Genomic DNA, 19,419 nt, shown 5'->3' on the forward strand with positions numbered 1-19,419 from the left:
CTTTTGGTTTTCACCTTATCAATCTAAATAGCACATGGCTTTTCAACAGTTAAGAAAACAACTACCTCTCCTTGTTTTTTGTTCACTTGGTATCATCTGGGGTAGCAACTTTCTATACATGAAATATGCAGCGAAATACATCAGTGCTACGCAGATTGTGTTTTTAAGAGTAGTTTTGGCGCTTATCCCCATTTTGATTTATGCTTGGAGTACCAAGTCAATCAAAAAAGCACACCTGCGCTATACACATCACTTTTTAGTCATGTCGCTTTTAGCCACGGTGATTTACTATTTCTGCTTTGTGAAGGGGGCTTCCCTCCTCTACTCTGGGGTAGCTGGCGCATTAAGTGGCTCTGCTCCCTTATTTACGTTTATACTAGGCTTAATCTTCTTAAAAGAAGAAAAATGCACTTTAAATAAGGTATTCGGACTGATTTTAGGTGCGCTAGGCATTATCCTCCTGGCCAAACCTTTTGACGCCGCAGTAACGACCACGACTTGGCTCGGAATTGCCTATATGCTCGCGGGCTCGTTAAGCTTCGGCGCCTCTTTCATCTATACAAAGAAATATATCAGCCCTTTAAAGATTGCTGGAGAGGCTTTGGTTAGTTACCAACTTTTGGGAGCAGCACTTATCTTAGGCTGTATCACTGATTTTAAGGGAATCATGGCTATACTGCCACATACGGAGGCAGCACTAGGCTTATTTATTGGACTGAGTCTTTTAGGAACGGGCTTAGCTTATTTAATATATTATTACCTCATCGACACCTTTGGAGCAATTAAAGCATCTTCTGTAGCATATATCCCTCCTGTTGTCGCTTTGCTTATTGGTGCACTACTAGCACAAGAACCTATTAGCCTATCTGACCTTCTTGCTACGGCACTTATCCTCTTTGGGGTATGGCTCCTTAAAAAATAAGCCTAACAAAAAATAGGCATCATCCTTGACTACACCTACATACAGGATTAGTACTGCGTTAGAATACGATAAGTATATTATTTGAATTTCGTAGTTTTGCAAGATGGAAAAAGTAGAAAGCTTACGGGAGTATTATGATCGAACTGGCAGACAGGTTCCCAAAGACTTACGTTGCCCTACAGGGCCGACTCGACATTTCAACATCCTGAAAAGGATTAATTGTTGTTCGAGCCTTCCATTCCAGCGTAGAGATTACTACAAGATATGCTTGCTTAAAGCACCAATGAATCTACATACAGAAAACAATATTGTTGCAAGCAATGGTCCGTGTATCATTTTCTCTAATCCACAAACAAAATATGGCTGGGAATCCCTAGGCACTTCTTCTGAAGGATACGTATGCTTGTTTAATGAAAACTATCTTTCCAGTGAGCAGAAGGCTATTTTTGTAAAACTATTTAACCTTTTTGAGCAGGATAGCTATCCGTTAATTCCGCTACATGAAGAAGAGTACACACTCTTTTTAAACTATTTCCAACAGATGGAAATGGAGTACAACAGTCAATTTTCTTATAAAGATGAGGTGCTACATAGCTTGTTACGTCTTATCATTTTTGCTGCTATCAAAATTCGCCAGCAACAAACGCCGCCACAAAATGGGGAGGAATACCCTAACCGACTGAGCACACGTTTCATGGAGCTTCTGGATAGCCAATTCCCTATAGACTCGCCCATCCAATCGCTTCAGCACAAAAGCGCTGGTGACTTTGCTGCACAGCTCTTCGTACACGTCAACCACCTGAACCACAGCCTTAAGGAAACGATAGGGAAATCTACAACTCAGATTATCAATGAGCGTATGACTGCTGAGGCTATTGACATGCTACAGCACACAGATTGGTCTGTTACGGAGGTTGCCTACAGCTTAGGCTTTGATTATCCTCAACATTTTACGACGTTCCTTAAAAAACAAACAGGAAAAAATCCAAGGCAATTCCGAACCTCCTTGGTTTAAAAATATTTGAAATACGTAAAAACTTGTTTGAATAGGGTATTTACTTTCGAGCTAGCGGATTTAACTTTGCATGATCATTTTGATTGCAAAATATGAAAACGCTAAAAAAAGAAAATCACCGCATAAGCAGCATACTGGCTTTCATCCTCATCCCCCTATCGGGATTTGCTATTGACGTATATATACCTTCTTTTCCACACATGGCACAGGAGTTAAATACCACTGCCGACAATATAAAACTTACCATGACCATCTACCTGATTAGTTATGGTATATCGCAATTGTTTGTAGGTGTTTTACTGGATAGTTATGGCCGCTACAAAATTCATATCTGGTCTTTAATTATTTTCATTTTAACTTGTATCGGAATTATTTTCACCTCCAATATTTACGTTATCTTCTTGATGCGGTTTATTCAGGGTTTGGCTATCTCCTTTATTGTTGTTGCCAAAAGAGCTTTATTTATCGACATCTTTACGGGTGAAAAGCGTAAAAACTATACGAGCATGTTGACGGTTGTATGGTCTACAGCCCCTATTCTGGCGCCATTTCTGGGTGGCTATCTACAAACTTATTTCGGCTGGCGCTCTAACTTTATTTTTATGGCTATCTATGCTACAATCATGTTGCTACTTGAACTAAAATATAGTGGAGAGACTATTGTTAAGCGTCAAAAATTGAATTTTGATAACATCATAAATATATACCGTACCTTATTGACTACGAAAGAATATAGCATCGGTATTGTGGTGCTAGGCTTTAGCTATTCAATGGTGATGGTCTTTGGCATGAGTATGCCTTTTATTGTGGAGCATGAGCTTCATCTATCTCCAATTGTAACAGGATATACAGCATTGGCTTCTGGTGTAGCAATTTTCTTTGGCGGATTTCTCAGCAAGCGCACTGTCGACAAGCCCTTATCAAAGAAATTGTGGACGGCCAATTTAATGCAGCTAGCTGCAGTCACCATCATGTTGGCAACAGCGAATAACATTACGAATCTGATTGTGATAGGCGCCTTTGTGATGATGATTCACTTTTGGCAGGGCTTTACCTACAATGCTTATTTCACCTATTCTTTAACCCGTTTTCCAGAATATGCAGCTACTTCTAGTGGCTTAGCAAGTGGTGGCTCGTACATCTTGTTTTCTTTCTTGAGCTACTCTATTGTCAGCAACATCAATATTGATAATCAATTTAACTTGGGCATTTCCTACTTAATTTGTGTGGTCGCCATAAGCTTCATGCTACTTTTACTTGTGCGCATACAACGTCAACAAAGACAACTTGCATAAAACAAAAAAGAACCTCTCTGTGATGGTACAAACCAATTCCATCACAAGAGAGGCATCTGAATTATAAAAAACAAATATGTTGTAGCTGGTTTTCAGTGAAAACCTACTTCCTAAAGTAATAACGAGTGTTTAGCGCAAAGCCCATCTCTCTAAATTCCCAATTGTCACGTCTTGCCCCTACGGACTGTAATTCCAACTGCGGAAGTACATCTGAAAAATACTTTACGTCTACACGCAATTTATTCGTAATTGGGGAATAAAGACCAGCGTTGGCACCTGCTTGGAAACGATGTCTGTAGTTTACCGTATTAAGATAGCCTACTGTTTTTTCTAGCTTGCCTCTGTTGGAAATGTTGGATGATATTTGATAACGCAAATCAATCCCTGCCGTAGCCCCTATCCAGTCGAAAACTCTATAGTTTATAGCCAAAGGAAGCTCAACAGCCCAATATCGAAATGTTGTCAACCCACCGAAGTCCGGTAAAAAAAAGGCATCAGAAAATACTTCAGCTTCATTGGAAGAAGTCACTTTTGCTCCCATTCGAAAACTACTAGACCGTACATACAATCCTACATCCCATCCAAATGAGCTCTCTGGAGAAAATTCGCCTTCTACCCCTACTCCAAAACGAATCAGAGGACCTGAAACTTCATCCAAACGATATGTCAGATAACTATCCCCCTCAACAATCGTATGACTCACATCATTTAAAGAGCTGTTCAATCCCCTAGGGCTACTTAAGCCTACACCCAAAATTGTATAGTAACGTAATGTTGGCTGCGCAAAAGAAGCTTCAACAGTAAGTAAGGTAAAAACTAACATCATAGATAGTAGTTTCCACAGATAATTATATGCTTTCATTTCTCTTTTTTAAAATGATACAGATTGATTGGTGTAGAGAGCCGCTTTGAAGTATTTAAAATGTCGTAATATAAAAGGAAATCTAAATTGTCTCTTGGAGGATTACAGGCTGTTTTCAACACAACAGCAATTGAAGTCATAAAAAAACATAATGAAACGAGTTGTCAAACCATAAAACACATTTCTTTGGTTAAACATAATCGGGCGATTAACTAAAGCTAGATAAAAAAACGGTAACACGTAGGATTATACGCATTTTAAAACTCTCCATTCCTCATAATAAAGTTACTTACAACATTCATTACAAGCTAAGTAAACACAAATAAAACTCCTCTTTTCAATAGCTATAGTTTTTTAAAACCAACTATTTCGAGCTATAAGACAAACATCTATTTGAGTAAAAAAATGTAGTGAGTTGCTAAAAGCAGTACGTATTATTTTCCAACAATTGTATTGGATACATTGCCTTAAGTATAAAGATGATTACACGATAGGGAAGAATATCTTTACTCCGTAGCGTATTTATTAAACGACAATACGCTACGGAGAAAGATTAATAGATAGAAAAGTAGACGTACTACTTTTCCAAAAAGATTACCAATATAAGGTATACAATGCTGCAGTAAGCATGATAACAATTAATGCACCAACAAGAAAACCTGTATGCACTTTAAACATTTTGGTCTCAATGGTTAATCCATTAGGAACAATACCGCGTGCATTTTCCACTTTACTAATAATGAACATACCTACGACACAAATCAGAAAAACAAACCCCATACGATCAATGAAAGGAATTTCGTAAAAGCCCGTCGCTTTGTTTAAAACGGCAAAATTTGTCGAACTTAAAAAGGATAGGTCGACCCATTGCGGTAAGAACTTAAATAGTATGGAAAGAAAAAATCCACCTATCGTAGCAAATAAAGCCGCATTGGAGGTTGTTTTCTTCCAGAAGAATCCTAAAATGAACATGGCGAAAATACCTGGAGATACAAAACCTGTATACTCTTGGATATACTGAAATCCACCTTTTTTGTCAATACCTAGATGAGGTGCTATGATTACCGCTAGCAACATGGAAACGACAATAGTCACTTTGCCGACGCTAACGAGCTTTTTCTCGCTCGCTTGTTTATCGAAAATCTTACGGTACACATCTAAGGAGAAAATTGTAGCAATACTATTGGCTTTCCCCGCTAGGGAAGCTACGACAGCTGCTGTAAGTGCGGCAAAGGAAAGTCCTTTTAATCCGGCAGGCAAAAGATTCAACAAAACAGGATAAGCACGATCAGGATTCACCTCTCCCCCTTGCAACATCTCTGCTTGAAAATGGCCATCTTTCCATAACACATAGGCAGCAATACCTGGCAAAACAACGATAATTGGCATCAACATCTTCAAGAATGAAGCAAACAAAAGCCCATTACGTGCTGTTTTCAAATCGGCACCTAAAGCCCGTTGTGTAATGTATTGATTACATCCCCAGTAGTTAAGATTTACAATCCACATCCCGCCTATCAATACAGATAAGCCCGGTAGGTCTAAGTAACTTTCATTATCGGGCTCAAGAATCATATGGAAATGTTCCGAAGCTTTCTCGGTCATCACCTGATAGCCATACCAAACGCCCTGCCCGTCGCCGTAATTATCGGCCACCAAATTGAGCGCTAAGTAGGTTGTAGCCAAACCACCTAATATTAAGAAAAATACCTGTATAACGTCTGTATAGCCGATAACCTTCATTCCGCCGAGGGTTATAATAATGGCAAAAACAGCAATAGCATACATACAGAAGGTGATACTTAAGCCAGAGATACTGCTCACCGCTAGTGCGCCGAGGTAAAGTATCGATGTCAAGTTTACAACGATGTATAGAGCGAGCCAAAATACAGCCATAATCATTGCTACGGTACCGTTATAGCGCTGATGTAAAAACTGAGGCATCGTAAAAATCTTGTTTTTATGGTATACCGGAATAAAGAAAACAGCAACAACGATAAGCGTAATGGCAGCCATCCATTCATAGGTTGCAATGGCTAGCCCCATCTTAAAGCCTGAACCGCTCATCCCAATAAACTGCTCCGCAGAGATATTAGAGGCAATAAGCGACGCTCCAATAGCCCACCAAGTTAGCGAACCTTCAGCCAGGAAATAATCTTTTGATTCACCACCCGCTAGCTTGGTCCTCTTTTTATAATAGACCCAAAGGCCATAGGAAGCGACGATGACAAAATAAATAAAGAATACAATGTAATCTTTAGTAGATAAAATGTTGTTCATAAATTTTAATATAGGTTTAGACACAAGCGATAAGACAAATGCTATCGATTGTTTAGGTTTTGCGGTGGACAGTTAAATTTGCCCTCCATTGGTTGCTTACATACTACATGTATAACAAGTTTCAAAAGAAGTTATTCAAAAAACCGTTACGTAATGGTAATCAAAAGGATGAAAAACTATCTTTCAATTTTTGAAGATAAGAAGTTTTTTCTAAAAAATAGATGTCTTTAAAAATACTTAATCAATCAGATAGCTACTTTTCTAAGTAGAATAGCGTCGTTAAACCTATTTCGTCGATACAAGATATTACAGGATATAAATCCTAATAATTGGAAAGCGAAAAGCCCTAATAAATCAGGGCTTTTCTATTTTCTATAGGTATGTGTTTTTTATTTACGGCTGTCCCAATTTTGAATCTGTAAGAACCCGACCATTCGATAATCCTTTTTTAAAGGCTTCAACGCTGTTCTGGTTGTCCGTAAAGCGCCAGTCTGTTTCTTTATTAATATTAAACCAAACGAAAGCCTTCACATTAGGAAATTTATGCTCTAGTTGGTAAAACATATCCGTAATCCAAGCTGCTTTATCACCACCTGTCGCAGAGGTGCCCATTTCTGAAATGAAAATAGGCTTGTTAGGGTGCACTTTCTCTATCCATGTATATAGATCCCCAAATACTTCAGCGAAACTTTGCCAACGCGACCAACTTTGCGATGTACCAAAATTATAACCATCCATTCCAATCCAATCGACATAGGCATCGCCAGGATAGTAGTCTCCTAAATGAAGGTTATTTTTACCACCATTAACCACGTTTGGAGCCCACACCCACTGCGCATTCGTTCCACCTGCTTCTTGAATTTTTTGGTGTACATAACGATAGGCAGAAATGTAAGTCGTTGTTGGCACTAGTTTTTCATCTACCATGCTCCATGGGTACCAATCACCATTGAACTCATGTGCAAAGCGCAAAATAATAGGCTTTCCAAACTTTGCTATTGCCTGTCCATATTTTCGAATATCAGCATCATACTTACCCGACATTAACTCAGTTAGGCCCATCATAGGCTCCCAAGTGATATGCGGAATGTAGCCTCCAGCATCTGCCTGTTGACAAAATTCAATAGGGAAATCGCGGTTACCATTCGCATTCCATCCATGAAACATCATGGCCATACTTGGTTTTTTTCCAAAGCCGTTATAAAAAGACATCGCTGTTCCACTATCATCAAAAAATCCCCAATACAAAGGCGTTTTCGCAGCTTCTTTCTTTACTTCAACCTGCACCTGAGCGGTACGCGAACCGAAAGCAACCCCAAAAGTTGCTAGTCCTGAATTTGTAGCAACTCCTGTAAGTTGATATACAAGATGACCGATGCCATTTTCTAATTTCCCTGGCTGAAGAACAGCTGTTAATCCGGTTACACCTGTCGACGCGATAGCTGTAGAAGCTTCGTAATCGGCTCCATTTCCTCCCGAATAGGAGATATATAGTTTCCCAGTAAATGCCGTTCCAGCGATGGGGTCAGCGCTCGTACGTACGGATTCAACGTGCAAGTTAACGACGTCAGCAGACAGTTGAGGGTTTGCTTTATTTTTGGAACAAAAGCATAGTAATGTTGAAAGAACAAGTAAAAAAATATTTCTAACCATAATTATATAATTCGTGATTTCGTAAAAAAATTGAGTTTTAAAAATGTCCGCTAATCACTTATCGACAAACGATTAGCGAGACAAATCATCTATTTAACAAACAGTATATCGTCAAAGTAAACCGTTTCATTTTGGGGTACATTCCAGTTGTTGATGCGCCATCCAAACTTTCGGAATGTATTTCCTTTGCTCCACATAGGCTTACCTGCCGTTGGGCCAATCGGAATTTTATGATAGGTCCATACCGGAGATACCACAATTGGGATTCCTGCAAAGTCGTTACCATAACCATCCGGCATTCCATCGCCCATCAGCGACATCTGAATCCCCTCATTGCCAGTCCCATTGGTACTACTACGCACCCAGAAGGTAATGTATCGATATCCTTGGTTAACGAAGCCTTCTGTATTTAAGATACCACCAGGAGAGTAATTATTACCAAAGTAAGTGATTGCTAAAGAGGAAGTCCCACGTTTAAAGACTGTCGAAGAAACAGCTTGATTAGACCCATAATCATCTCCATCAGTATTAGCTCCGATGTGCGCACCATAATTATCGGTAAACACGTGCAGAGCATTATCTACATTTACAAGCTCAAAGCTACTCTTCGTAACCCCAAATGGTGTAGCTAAATCGATGGTACTCATGGTTAGCGTATTCATGTCTGGAATAGTTACCACAAGACTATTTTGGGATTGACTTACAATAGGAATAGCAAGCGTCGTCCCTGTAAAGTTAAGGGAAGTAACTTTATCTAAATTTTGTCCAGAAATGGTAACTCTTGTTCCTTTGGCGACATTTATTTCAGAAGTTGCAGATGCTACAGGAAATAATCCTGCAATGTTCAAATCCACAATCGTTAGCGCTTTTTTAGCATCTAAATTATATTTAGAAGGATTAACAAGCTGCACAGCTAATACTAAATGTTTACCGAAATAATCGGGATTCACAATTAGCTTATTATCGACTTCTAAATAAAAAGTACCGTCACCACTTTCACTAACGACTAACTGTGCTGGCAACGTAAAACTTGTTGCCGGCATAGCGAGGTAATTTTCGCCGAGCGTACCGGCTTCCAGCAGTTGTCTAACCGTATCTTGATGTACCTTTATATCTACCGTGTAAGCGCCTCTTACTGTTCCGGACAAGGAGGCTCCCAACATGATTTTTATTTTACCATTTTGTTCATCGACAGTATAATTTGAACCTGTCGGACTTACTCCGTTGGAGGAAGCTGGCACGGGATAAATTGCATTTAAGCCTAAAGAAAAGTTGACACTCTGTGGCATATAAATTAAAGAATCACCATAATCTTTTGCGGAGTCATCCTGTTCACAAGCGTTAAAGCCTACTAGCATTAGTATAGCTATGGTGAGCTGTAGGGTTCTGTTTTTAAAACGTTTCATATTGCTATTTTTTATCGACCGTTTACCAACCTGCATTTTGTTTCAGCATACCTTTAGCGATGCTTATTTCAGTTTGCGGGAAAGGATAATAATTCATTTTAGGAGCTGTAAAAACTCTTCTTTGCAAGGTTCTTGGCGTATAAACAATACTTCCTCCATTATTTCTACTTACCTCTACGCCTGTAACAGATTTGTTTAGCACAGTGGCCGCATCGCCCCAACGAATAAGGTCCCAATAGCGGTAATTTTCAAAAGCTAATTCTATTCTACGTTCATGCTTAAGAGCTGTTCTGAATGCATCTTGTCCACTAGCCTGTACCGCAGGCATATTTACGCCCGACCGTGCTCGTAACTTGTTCAAGGCCTCACGTGCCGTAAGCGAATAGCTATTATTTTGGTCAGGGCCAAAGGCCTCATTCATCGCTTCAGCATAAACTAACAGCAACTCGCCATAGCGGAATACAGGCCAATTATGCGGATAGACGGTATTGTTCACAAGGTCAGCATTGTCATTAACAAATTTTTTCAAGTAGTAGCCCGTTTTGCTAGCATTCATCCTCCGCATATCGTCGGGAGCGCCCAGCGACTGATCAATCACACGGTTGTTCCAGGTACTGCCATTTGTTACGATTGTAAAACCTAAGCGCGGATCCCGGTTGGCATAAGGCTGACTAGGGTTCACCGTTCCTATTGTTTCATAGGCCTGTACCAGATCATGGGTCGGCGTAATACCACTATTTCCTCCTGCAGTAGCAATTGGATAGTTGGCGCGTTCTAATACATTTCCTGCTACATAACGAATTGCCAGAATTGTTTCGTTGCTGTTTAATGTATTGTTCCCTAAAAAATAGTTACGATAATCATTATCTAAGCTATTTTTACCACCCGCGTCATCAGTACGTTGTGCAAAAGCTAAGGCTTCATTTGCAGCCTCAGCGGCACGTTTCCATTTCGCTTGATCGTTTGTCGGATTATGCAATGGACTGGCCGCATACAATAAAATACGCGCTTTCAATGCCAGTGCCGCACCTGTGGTAAAACGGCCGTCTTGATTACTAAAGGCTGACGTTTTCCAGTTCGGTTGTAAGCTATTTTTATAACGATCAATCTCTGTCACAGCAAACTGCACAACCTCATCGAAGGATGCTTGCGTGATTGTCTCTTTATCTGCAGGCAGGATTGTTTTAGTAATTAAAGGAACACTACCGTATCTCTTGATAAGTTCAAAATAGAAATAAGAACGTAGGACATGTGTCTCGCCAATAGCCCAGCCCATAAGCTTCACATCATTTAAATAGCGAGTTCTCGACTCCTCGGTGATGGTATCCCTATTTATTGCTAAAAGAGCACGATAATCACCACCTTTTTTCTCTAAATATTCAAGGAAATAATTGGTCGCATAAATACCTGCATAATAATGATTGTAGCGATCATCAGGATTGTTAAACTGATCCCAGTTCCCATTATTGAACAAGTATACATCCCCGGCATTGTTCGTTTGAATAGCCTCATCCGTTACCGCAGCAAATAAGTTTCCATCCAATGCTTGAAACTCATTTTTCTGCTGTAAAAATGCATAAGGCGCATTTGCTAGTTGAATAAGTGTATTGTAGTTTTCATTTATATTATGATCCACCGGCTGGGTATCCAGCTTGGTATCTAAGAAGTCCTTAGCACAACCCATCATGCTTAAGCATAGCAGACCGATTAAAGCTTTAAACGTATTCATATGTATTCTTTTCATAACCAATATTTAAAAGTTTAAGGAAAGCCCCATGTTGTAGGATTTCAATCCTGGGTAACCACTTGTTGTCTCTGGATCAAGCCCATACTCCTTATAAAAGGAAGACCATAACAGCGGATTAACGGCTGTAAAAGACACTTTGAGCTGTTTTAAATGGAGTTGGCGGGTTAATTCTTCTGGAATGGTATAGCTAAGTTGTAACGAACGTAACCTTAGAAAATCAGCATTCTTCATCCAAAAGGAGGAATTCCGGTAGTTATTGGTATTACTTACTGTGGTTAACCGTGGAAAAGTAGCTTGATTCCGCGTGTCTATTCCTTGGTCTGGATAATATGCCCAAGCATTTCCAGCAATAGGATATATTGTTCGATTACCAATAAAAGGGACAACCTGATTGTATGAGGCATCCAAAAGATTTACACTCATGCCTGCCGACCCTTGAAAAAGGGCAGAAAGATCAAATCCTTTATAGGCAACCGACAGATTGAAGGAATAATAGAATTTAGGATAATTCGGATTTCCGATGGCTGTAATATCATTATTATCAACAATACCATTTTTATCTAAATCTTGATATTTGATATCACCAGGCTGTACTGGTCCAAAAGACGGCTTAGCGATACCTTCACGTAAATTGCCTACGGCATCGAAATCCTCGAACTGATAAAAACCGTCAGCAATCAATCCTAATGGAGTCCCGATAGCACGTCCCGTACTATTGGAGAAATCATTCTTATTGGGAATTTCTGCTTGATAATTAATTTTATTCTTAGCGTATGTCCCCATCAGGTCAAGACCGAGTCCGACCTCTCCAACCTGATCTCTATAGCTAACACCAAATTCAAAACCTTGATTGGTTACTTTTCCTATATTTTGGAAAGGTAGCATATCTCCCCCTGTATATCCTAAATGCCCCGGTACAAGATTGTTCTTGCTGATAATACCTGAACGATTATCCTTAAACCAGCCGACATTGATATTCACCTTATTTAGCAAGGCCAAGTCAACACCAAACTCATACTTTACGCTCTGTTCTGCCGTAATATTTTCCGTTGCTAAGCGTCCTAAGCTGATTCCATTATTGTAGTTCAAGCTATTATTTCCTGTCACGCTTCCAGCGACATAACGATAATACTGTTGATATAGGTAACGCCCTTGAAAGGTTTGATCATTACCAACTTTGGCTACGGAGCCTCTAAATTTCAAGTAGCTGATGAGCGTATTATCGCGCAGAAAGTCTTCCTGTGATGCTACCCAACCTAAGGATGCTGCCGGATAGAATTTCCAACGGTAGGCTGGCGCATAGGAATCCGACCCACTGTAACCAAAGCCCAATTCGGCTTGATAACGGTCATTGTATACATAACGTGTTCTACCACCAAAATTCTGAAAACGATAATTCAATTTTGTAGCGTCTTCGTTAGCATCCGGAATCATATCACTTGCATAGAAATTGAAAGCCGCAGACAAATCATGGTCACCAAACTTACGATCATAGCCGGCAACGATATTCGATTGGCGCCAAGTCAACTGTCCGTACGGAGTATTGGCACCAAAAGTAATCGGTGTTGTTTTATCCGATGTAGCTTGATTGCCATTATAAAAACGGGCGTAAGTAGCCGTTTTGTTCTGAATCACGCGTGTCCATGTGTTAAAGGAAACCGATTGACTTAAGTATAAACCTTGGGTAATAAAACCGAGGTTTTCCTTTAAGAAAAAGTTCCCCTGCAGCGTACGATCATGCGAAGTATGCATACCCGTAGCATGTAACTGCGCAACAGGATTGTTGGGATATAATGTATTTCCAGACCAATTACCCGTTGTTGGATCTTTTACGGGGTAAATATTATTCGGATAGGTGGTCAATTCACGCCAGAAGCTCGCCGCTTGGTCATAGCTACCATGACTTAAAGGCTGACGGTAACTTTCTATGCGTCCTCCCAAATCGATGCGTGCTTCAAATATTTTGAAGAATTTTAAGTCTACATTGGAACGTATGCTATAACGACGCAACCCCGAATTGGTGCTTATTGCCGATGAACCAGGGACATCAAACAAACCATTCTGTGCGGTATGTCCTAAGAATAGGTTGTACTTAGCAACATCGCTAATTCCACCTGAGGCATTCACATGTACATCCGTGTAAGGCGTATTCTTTTTTAGCGCCTCATCCAGCCAATCAACGTTAGTTCCTGAACCATCTTGATAAGCTTTCAATTGTGCTTCCGTATACTGTGGCGACCAGCGGTACTGGTTTCCATTCATGAGGTAGCGATCATTGCTTATCGCCTGATTGTACAAATTGGCATATTGATATGAATCATAAGGCTTTTGAAGCTTAATTGCTTGCTGCACTCCTGAAAGCACCTGTGCGTCGATATTGAACGCACTACTTTTTGCTCTTTTCGTCGTTACCCATAAGACCCCATTAGCCCCCTTCATTCCGAAAGTTGCTAGACTTACTGGATCTTTCAATAGTGTTATATGCTCAATTTCATGTGGCGATAGGTATTGAAAATAAAACGATAAATCCACCTGAAAGCCATCTACATAGCAAACAATGGTATTATTATCGTAGGTACTTCTACCCCGCATGTATAAGGATGCTTGACCATAACCAGGCTGACCATTATTTTGGCGCACCATAAGACCGTTCAATTGACCATAAAGCGTATTCGTTAAGTTGGCTACAGGAATTTTTGCCAGTTGCGTTCCCGCAACACTTACATCAGGTCGTGCAGCTTGTTGGCGTTGCTGCTGCATAGCACGTTCTTGTTCCGTACTTATTGCCGTATAATTGGTATCGGGCAATAAAAACTTAGACACAGATTGCGCTTGTGCTGTTGACACGGCACCTATAGCAAAGCTGAGCGCAAGTTTTCCCACATTGTTTAGGTTTATATATTTTTTCATTTAAAGTCGTGCTAATTGGTAAATGCGTCGGTTAATAGCCTGGATTTTGAATTAAATAGCCCTTATTAACTTCGTTCTGTGGAAAAGGATTTAAAAATTGACGCGGGTGCCAAAAACCATTATAACGTACCGTATTGGTATAGTTAGCATTTCCGGATGGTAGCGCATCTCCCCCATTATTAAAGCCTAAGAAACGAATCGGTCCTCCAATGATTCCTTTGTCAATGTTAGGTTCTTTCCAATGTTTTAAATCGTTGAAGCGGTATTTTTCTTGGATAAACTCCACAGCCCATTCTCGTTTTATAATTTCGCGTAGTTTCGTGGCATTTGTCTCCGTTACCGCTGGAAGGCCAGCACGTTGGTGTACCACATTCAAACGTTTCAACGCTTCGCTAGGCATTCCTAGTTCATTATATGCCTCAGCAGAACTTAAGTAATACGCTGCCAATCGGAAAATGGGGAAGTCAAACCATTCACGGCGGCTAGCCATGTAGTAGAATTTAGTAGGTTGTCCTGCTCCAAAATGATTGACATCTTTAAAATGTTCATTCATGTGCCAAAAAGAATCACCCGGATTATTAGCAGCTTGCATTTCCCATCCGTTAAAATCGGCTTGTAGACGAGGTTCCATCTCTTTGAATTTGGTTAGATATTCAGCGAATGGTTCGTGTTCACCAAGCTTAGGCCAACTCTGGTTGGTTCCATCTGCTTTATAATAATTTTCCAACATACTGCTTGCAAGTACTGCCCCGTTGGCTTGGTAATGCCAGTTAACAATATTATATATATTATAAGGACCTTGGCCGCCTGAAGACGACACCTGCTGCTTGAATGCTAGAATAATCTCTTTATTACTAGGCGTGGAGGTCGCTGTGCCGTAGTCAGCCAACGGCCGGCCGGTATTAATGATACCTAAACCACTACCCTCAGCTTCTTTGATAACAGCCTCACTGGCATCAAGGGCTAATCTCCAGCGATTGGCATCAAAACCTCCAAATGAAATAAGGTTATTTTGTGCACCCAAATCCATGTAAGGCTGTGTGCTATTAAATAGTGGTCGAGCAGCATACATTAAAGCTTTGGCTTTGATGGATAATGCCGCACTCTTTGTCATGCGTCCCAACATATTATCGGACCATTTAGCGGGCAATATTGCTGCTGAGGCATCACACCAAAACACGATGCTATCTAAAACATTTTTCAAGGGTGCGCGTGGAATTGCTAAAGAGTTAATATCATTTAGAGATTCCAAGGGAAAGGTGCTTGATATAATGGGAACACCACCATACATGATAAACATTTGTGTATAGCGATAAGCCACTAAAGCCTGCATCTCGGCTTTGACAATTTCTTTTTCATTAGCCGACATATCTGGTACGCGGTCAATATTTTCTTTGACGAGGTATGCTTTACGTAAACTTTGAAAGTTATCCGTGTAACCATCATTACCATAGCCGCCATTAGACCCCATATCCTGGCTATTCATATTTGAGGTAAAACCGCCTCCAAGGATGGCCACCGATGCAACACTTCCTGGTATCTGTACCCAAAAAGCTTGACTCCCGGCCAATTGGTCGTCGGTATTTGGGGAATAATAGCCCGACCAATTTAATCCTTGGCGCAAGGATGAAAAATAAGCCGAAGCAATCGCATTCATGGCGTTGCTCGCACGACTGAAGGTGGAGTCTACGGTTGGGCTTCCGCCTGGAGGAAGCTGTAAGAAATTCTTTTCACATGATGCTAAACCTGCGATAAGGCTAATTCCTATAAACAAAGGAATGCATCGACGAAACAAGGTATACATATTCATATCGCTATTTTTTTTAGAATGAAATATTGGCTCCAACATTGTAGGTCTTCGTTAATGGGAAGATGTAGCCGTTACTATTTTGACTGGTGGACTCAGGGTCTATACCTTTCACCAATTTGGTCCAGGTAATCAGGTTATTCCCGTTGGCAAAAATGCTTACACGATTTAAGCCTACTCTTTCCATCCATTTATTATTGCGGAATGAATAGCTCACGGAAAGATTCTTTAAGCGGACAAAATCGGTGGAACGTAACCAAAAGGTGCTCGTTAGTTTGGATGCTTCGGAAACACCCCCGATAGCATTGAATGCCGGATAGTCAATGGCCGACCCATTGTTGTACTTCTCTTGTGTCCATCGTCCATCATTAACAGCCTCTACCACACGGTTGCCCCCATAGTATGTCTTGCTAATGTCGTATGAACCTTTTGCTGTACCGATGAAAAGGGCGGATACATCCCAGTTTTTATAGGATAGTCCTACACGAGCATTAAAAGAAATTAACGGAAAAACAGGGTAACCAATTGGAACCATATCACTGTTATCAATTTTACCATCACCATTAATATCACGGTAGCGTAAATCGCCTAAATCAACAAGGTTACTAAACGTATTATTAGGTCTATTGGCTAATTCTTCGGCGGTGTTGTAAAAGCCATCAGCTATCAATCCTTTTGGCTGTCCAATCATAAAGCCTGTTTGGTTCATCCAGCTATATGGGTAAGGCGCTTCGGCCATCGCATCAATCTTATTACGGACGTAAGAGAAGCTTGTTTTCACAAAATAGCCAACCTCCTTACCTATTTTATCATCCCATCCCAACTCAAACTCCCAACCTTTATTGCTTACTTCTCCTGCATTGGAAACGGGTGTTCCTGAAACGCCTAGATTGGCCGGAATAATTGAAGGCTGCACTAAAATATTATTTCTTTTCTCTGTAAAATAAGCCGCCGACATCGACAGTCTATTGTTGAAAGTTTTTAGATCTAGCTGTATATTGCTTTTCTTAGCTCGCTCCCAGGTGATGACAGGATTTCCTAAAGATGACTCTATAGCTCCTGGAATATGAGGGTTGGCTGTTGAGCCATCAGTATTTCCAAAATTATAACCATTGTTCCAGTCACTGAGGTTCCATGAGTTCGGCAAGTATAGGTAGCGTCGGCTACCAATCTGGTCATTACCAACCTCACCATAGGATGCTCTAATTTTTGCAAAACTCAACCAAGCATTACCTTTTAAGAAAGATTCATTCGAAAGAATCCATCCGGCAGAGAATGCTGGAAAATAGCCAAATCTATTTCCTGGCGCAAATTGCTCCGTACCGTTATAAGCCATGTTTACCTCAGCAAGATAGCGCTCATCATAATTGTAAGTTGTTCGACCAACGACACTCATCAACCCGGAAGGTGTATTGAAAGATAGACCATTATCCGTATAACGTTGTGCATTACCTAACAACAAGCCCGATACATTATGCTTAGCAAAGCTCCGTGAGTAGGCTAGTCCTGCTTCGAGGTAAATTTTCCTAAACGCCGAGTTGTACAGATAGTCTGTCAAACTATTATCGGCATTAAGCGCGCCCCCAATGAATACAACTTGGTTCGGGTCTTTAGGATCCCGATACGCAGCATAGGTAGGCACAGAAGGTGTAACAGCGTAGCCTTTTGCATAATTATCATCATAAGCAACGGTGAAATGGGAGTTCAATCCTTTAGTTAAGTAATCCATCGTGTGCTTTAAGACCATTTGCGTGCTCAGGTTGGTTCCTTGCGTAACGCCATATCCTCTCGTCACCAAATTCAACGGATTAATTACCTGGCTTGGGAAGCCTCCATTACCACCACGAACAGTTCCTACTGGATTCGTTGCACTACGGTCTGCGCCGACGAAGTTCAAGACAATACGGTCCTGAACAATACCAGGTGAAATAAATGGACCATAGCCAATACTGAACAAAATCGCCTGATAACGGGCCGCCAAATTAGAGGATTCTACATGACTAAAATTATCGGACTTCGGGTTAGCGACCTTATTTTTCAAAAACTGCCCACTAACATTGACACTTAGTTCAAAGTTTTTGGCCACTTGTATGTCAAAGTTATTTCTAAAGGTGTACCGTGAAAATTTAGGATCTACATTGGCGCCGGCAACCTTTGTATAATTTAAAATACTGCTCTGATCAAAGTAGCCCAACGAACTAGCATACCTAAATTTGGAATTACCACCAGATACGTTCAAGTTGTACTGATTTTGTCGACCTGTACCATTAAACAACTCTTGATACCAATCATGACTGGTGTAATACAATGCTGGACTATCTCCTAATGTATGTTTCTGCGCTTCCGTCAAATCCATCGCATTGATTTCATCGGCGGTGTAATCTCTATTATTTTTGAACTTCCACAATTCATCTTCTGAAAAAAGCATGTTATTAAAGGAACCGTTTCCGGAAGCCTGAAGCTTGAGGATAGACTCATTTCTGCTTAACGCGAAGTCGTGCGAATTGGTTAAGGGAATTAAGGAGGTCGCCGCCGTATTTCCGCGGTTCATCGAGAAGCTAAAGTTTGGACGTCCAGCTTTTCCTCTTTTTGTAGAAACGATGATAACGCCATTTGCTCCACGAATACCATATACAGCGGTCGCTGATGCATCTTTTAGAATACTGATATTATCGATATCATTCGCATCGATAGCATTCAACATCGTGAAAGGATTTTCTGCAGCTTGCTGTACCCCATCAATCACCACCAACGGGTTTGCTCCGTTGAGCGTAGCAACGCCGCGTATTCTTAAATTCGTCGTATTCTGGCCAGGCTCTCCACTACTTTGAATACCTGAAATACCAGGAGCCATTCCCACCAACATATTGGTGACGTTGGCAACAGGCGTTTGTACCAAATCTTTACCTGCGACAACGCTTACAGCTCCTGTTACCGTAGGTTCTTTCTGTTTACCATAACCAACAACGACAACCTGCTCCACCTCAAAAGCTTCCGCTATTAGTTGTACTTGCAGTCTATTTAGGCTTAATATCCGCAGTTCCTGCTTTAAAAATCCGACAGATGAAAATACTAAGGTGTCATTCAGCGCAGCTGAAATGGAATAGCGCCCCAAGGAATCGGTATACGTACGTATCTCTTTATGCTTCACGGCTACCGTTGCTCCCCCAATGGGTTGCAATTTATTATCGGTTACAACTCCACCAATACGAGTTTGTGCTTGTGCCGAAAAGTTAACGACAATAAGCAAGACACCTAAAGGGAATAGTTTTCTGAATAGAGATACTTGCGTAGATGCCAAGCAGCGAAAACAATGATCTATTGACAAGCTAATCATAAAACAAGTAAGGGTTTAAAATGGTTTATATTGAATTCAGTTCATAGCCACAAACGCCAGTTGGAAATAGGCTCTTGCAACGATTCAAAAGTAGGGGGTGTACGTAAACCAGAGGGGAGATTATTTGCATAAAATAGGGGGATAAATGTTTCACCCCCCTCTATACAGCATTAAAAAATGCACTT

The 19,419-nt window shown here is 40.6% G+C and carries 11 protein-coding genes; 3 read left to right on the forward strand and 8 right to left on the reverse strand.

Translation table 11 applies throughout. The annotated features are described in order from the left end of the window. Positions 1–34: 34 nt before the first annotated feature. The 3 genes from WH223_RS19725 (at position 35) to WH223_RS19735 (ending at position 3,232) form a co-directional block, all read left to right on the forward strand. Positions 35–922 (forward strand): DMT family transporter, encoded by an 888-nt coding sequence (locus WH223_RS19725; RefSeq protein ID WP_340049592.1) that lies wholly within the window; start codon positions 35–37, stop codon positions 920–922. Positions 923–1,025: 103 nt separating this feature from the next. Further along, positions 1,026–1,937, forward strand: coding sequence for a helix-turn-helix domain-containing protein (locus tag WH223_RS19730; protein ID WP_340049593.1), 912 nt, complete (start codon positions 1,026–1,028; stop codon positions 1,935–1,937). A gap of 92 nt (positions 1,938–2,029) precedes the next feature. Then, the gene (locus WH223_RS19735) at positions 2,030–3,232 is read left to right on the forward strand and encodes an MFS transporter (RefSeq protein WP_340049594.1); all 1,203 of its coding nucleotides are present in this window, start codon (positions 2,030–2,032) and stop codon (positions 3,230–3,232) included. Positions 3,233–3,335: 103 nt separating this feature from the next. Here WH223_RS19735 and WH223_RS19740 read toward each other — a convergent pair whose 3' ends face one another. The 8 genes from WH223_RS19740 to WH223_RS19775 all read right to left on the reverse strand — a co-directional run bounded on the left by WH223_RS19740 (position 3,336) and on the right by WH223_RS19775 (position 19,198). Next, a complete protein-coding gene (locus WH223_RS19740) occupies positions 3,336–4,094 on the reverse strand; it encodes a hypothetical protein (protein WP_340049595.1) in 759 nt (252 codons plus the stop codon). 594 nt (positions 4,095–4,688) lie between these two features. Then, complete coding sequence (locus WH223_RS19745) at positions 4,689–6,374, reverse strand: sodium/sugar symporter (RefSeq protein WP_340049596.1); 1,686 nt, start codon at positions 6,372–6,374, stop codon at positions 4,689–4,691. A gap of 393 nt (positions 6,375–6,767) precedes the next feature. Continuing rightward, positions 6,768–8,027 carry a glycoside hydrolase family 26 protein gene (locus WH223_RS19750; protein ID WP_340049597.1) on the reverse strand — a complete coding sequence of 420 codons (1,260 nt, stop codon included), beginning with the start codon at positions 8,025–8,027 and terminating at the stop codon, positions 6,768–6,770. 89 nt (positions 8,028–8,116) lie between these two features. Further along, a complete protein-coding gene (locus WH223_RS19755; protein WP_340049598.1) occupies positions 8,117–9,433 on the reverse strand; it encodes a BT_3987 domain-containing protein in 1,317 nt (438 codons plus the stop codon). Positions 9,434–9,455: 22 nt separating this feature from the next. Beyond that, on the reverse strand, positions 9,456–11,177 hold the full coding sequence (locus WH223_RS19760; protein WP_340049599.1) for a RagB/SusD family nutrient uptake outer membrane protein: 1,722 nt from the start codon (positions 11,175–11,177) through the stop codon (positions 9,456–9,458). Between the two features lie 9 nt (positions 11,178–11,186). After that, positions 11,187–14,090: a SusC/RagA family TonB-linked outer membrane protein gene (locus WH223_RS19765; protein WP_340049600.1), complete on the reverse strand. Its 2,904-nt coding sequence runs from the start codon at positions 14,088–14,090 to the stop codon at positions 11,187–11,189. A 31-nt stretch (positions 14,091–14,121) separates the two neighbouring features. Continuing rightward, a complete protein-coding gene (locus WH223_RS19770; protein ID WP_340049601.1) occupies positions 14,122–15,900 on the reverse strand; it encodes a RagB/SusD family nutrient uptake outer membrane protein in 1,779 nt (592 codons plus the stop codon). A gap of 13 nt (positions 15,901–15,913) precedes the next feature. Further along, a complete protein-coding gene (locus WH223_RS19775) occupies positions 15,914–19,198 on the reverse strand; it encodes a SusC/RagA family TonB-linked outer membrane protein (protein WP_340049602.1) in 3,285 nt (1,094 codons plus the stop codon). Between the last annotated feature and the right edge of the window lie 221 nt (positions 19,199–19,419).

Source organism: Sphingobacterium sp. MYb382 (assembly GCF_037572665.1).
Classification (GTDB): Bacteria; Bacteroidota; Bacteroidia; order Sphingobacteriales; family Sphingobacteriaceae; genus Sphingobacterium.

Excerpts from the sequence above, each read along its gene's own strand:
- WH223_RS19725 (WP_340049592.1), top strand. The coding sequence starts at position 35 with ATGGCTTTTCAACAGTTAAGAAAACAACTACCTCTCCTTGTTTTTTGT.
- WH223_RS19730 (WP_340049593.1), top strand. The coding sequence starts at position 1,026 with ATGGAAAAAGTAGAAAGCTTACGGGAGTATTATGATCGAACTGGCAGA.
- WH223_RS19735 (WP_340049594.1), top strand. The coding sequence starts at position 2,030 with ATGAAAACGCTAAAAAAAGAAAATCACCGCATAAGCAGCATACTGGCT.
- WH223_RS19740 (WP_340049595.1), bottom strand. The coding sequence starts at position 4,094 with ATGAAAGCATATAATTATCTGTGGAAACTACTATCTATGATGTTAGTT.
- WH223_RS19745 (WP_340049596.1), bottom strand. The coding sequence starts at position 6,374 with ATGAACAACATTTTATCTACTAAAGATTACATTGTATTCTTTATTTAT.
- WH223_RS19750 (WP_340049597.1), bottom strand. The coding sequence starts at position 8,027 with ATGGTTAGAAATATTTTTTTACTTGTTCTTTCAACATTACTATGCTTT.
- WH223_RS19755 (WP_340049598.1), bottom strand. The coding sequence starts at position 9,433 with ATGAAACGTTTTAAAAACAGAACCCTACAGCTCACCATAGCTATACTA.
- WH223_RS19760 (WP_340049599.1), bottom strand. The coding sequence starts at position 11,177 with ATGAAAAGAATACATATGAATACGTTTAAAGCTTTAATCGGTCTGCTA.
- WH223_RS19765 (WP_340049600.1), bottom strand. The coding sequence starts at position 14,090 with ATGAAAAAATATATAAACCTAAACAATGTGGGAAAACTTGCGCTCAGC.
- WH223_RS19770 (WP_340049601.1), bottom strand. The coding sequence starts at position 15,900 with ATGAATATGTATACCTTGTTTCGTCGATGCATTCCTTTGTTTATAGGA.